The sequence below is a fragment of the Acinetobacter sp. YH16053 genome (assembly GCF_013417035.1).
Lineage (GTDB): Bacteria > Pseudomonadota > Gammaproteobacteria > Pseudomonadales > Moraxellaceae > Acinetobacter > Acinetobacter towneri.
Map to the genome: position 1 here is coordinate 1 of NZ_VPEP01000111.1, position 1,642 is coordinate 1,642.

1 protein-coding gene is annotated in these 1,642 nt (G+C 39.8%); it reads right to left on the reverse strand.

The features are described 5' to 3' along the window. Positions 1-936: 936 nt before the first annotated feature. Positions 937-1,236 carry a hypothetical protein gene (locus FTV43_RS15370; RefSeq protein ID WP_179991805.1) on the reverse strand — a complete coding sequence of 100 codons (300 nt, stop codon included), beginning with the start codon at positions 1,234-1,236 and terminating at the stop codon, positions 937-939. Positions 1,237-1,642 lie beyond the last annotated feature (406 nt).

A 1,642-nucleotide genomic window follows, 5' to 3' on the forward strand; every position in this document is an offset into this window, starting at 1 on the left:
TCACGATCAGCGTTTTATGACTACTCATGCCGTTGTCTGCTTTGTTCAGATCCCCCAGTAGCAGACTTAAACCTAAAATGCGCTGGCGTCACTGTACCTCCCACCCACATCAAGGACGGAAATTAATTATTTGGACGGATTAAGAACGAAAGAGGGATTTATTTTAATTCTACGAACGTTATAATCATCTAACAGCACGGAGATTTAATCTTGAATCTTATATCGAGTTTCAGCTCATATAACTTTCGTTATTAATTATTACCAGTAATTAATAACCGTGCATCCAATATAAAACTAAAGCCGATCATAAATCAATATGGTCGGTTTTTTTTATGGAAAATATTTGGATTTTTTTAGATTGAGCGCATAGATCGGATACCGTTACCCCCATCTTATTAGTGGGGGTATTTAAGAAATTTCTTTCAACCCCCCCTATAAACTCGGAGTATTGGATCATTTTTTGATCAATTTCCTGATTATGTTAATCCGTGTGCAAGCAGGACGCAATAGCAATGAAAAATGACCGCTTTCGTTTAAAAAATCCTTGAACTGTCATTTTGTCGCGTGATGTCCGATCCGTAGGTCGGCACACGCGACAAAATGCCAGTATTTTGCTTTTCTTTGTGTCGGCGCGGGACGACGCCTAAGTTCTACCGATCTGGACGCATACGGGAGCTGTAATCAGGGAAAAAAAGGATTTAAGAAGCATAAAGCTTCAGTTCGCTCATAGACATTCGCTCTGAAAGCCTTGCTATACAAGCATTACGTGAGATTTCGTAAATATACTAAATATACCAAGATCAAAAAAATGCCCTAAAAGATAGACTTAAGGGCATTTTGACTGGAGATATAAAACTAACTTGAGGCTAAAAGCTGAAATTCAAGTAAAGTGCGCCCTTTGGGGTTAAGGGGTCGAACCCCTTACAAGTCCTGTGGCTACGGGGTAGGCTTGCTTAATGAATCAATAAAATCTTTGTTATCCGTTATAAGACCAGTAAAAGCAGCGTCCACAATAGAACGATCATCTAAAACCTGAAATTCTGTCAATTCGGAAAAAGAATAATAATCCCCATCATCTACAGAAAACTCATGATCACCATGAAGATGTAAAACAACCGAAGTGACCTCACCATCACTCTGATAAGTTGTCCCCCCCAAACAAATACTATATGAAACTTGTTTGCCTAACAAATCTTTTAAGTGTTCAACTGTTTGATTTATATCAATATTTCCCATTTAAAAAACCTCTATTTATTTAACTATTCAAGTATTAGTGATTTATCATTATGGTGAGAGTTAGAGAAGATCAGGAAATACTCACCCTAGAGCACTAAAAGCACCCTAAGCAGTATTACCCGAACAATGTAAGGCATCACTACGGAGCCGAGCCATCGTTTCACAGGAGCGCATTACAGTCTATTGCTGCGCTTGTCTTGGTTAGGGCATAGATCACCCCCTGAACACGTCCAAAACCGCCTATAAACGCCTTTTAATGATCACCGCAAGGGATTACCCCAATATACTCACGATCAGCGTTTTATGACTACTCATGCCGTTGTCTGCTTTGTTCAGATCCCCCAGTAGCATACTTAAACCTAAAATGCGCTGGCGTCACTGTACCTCCCACCCACATCAAGGACGG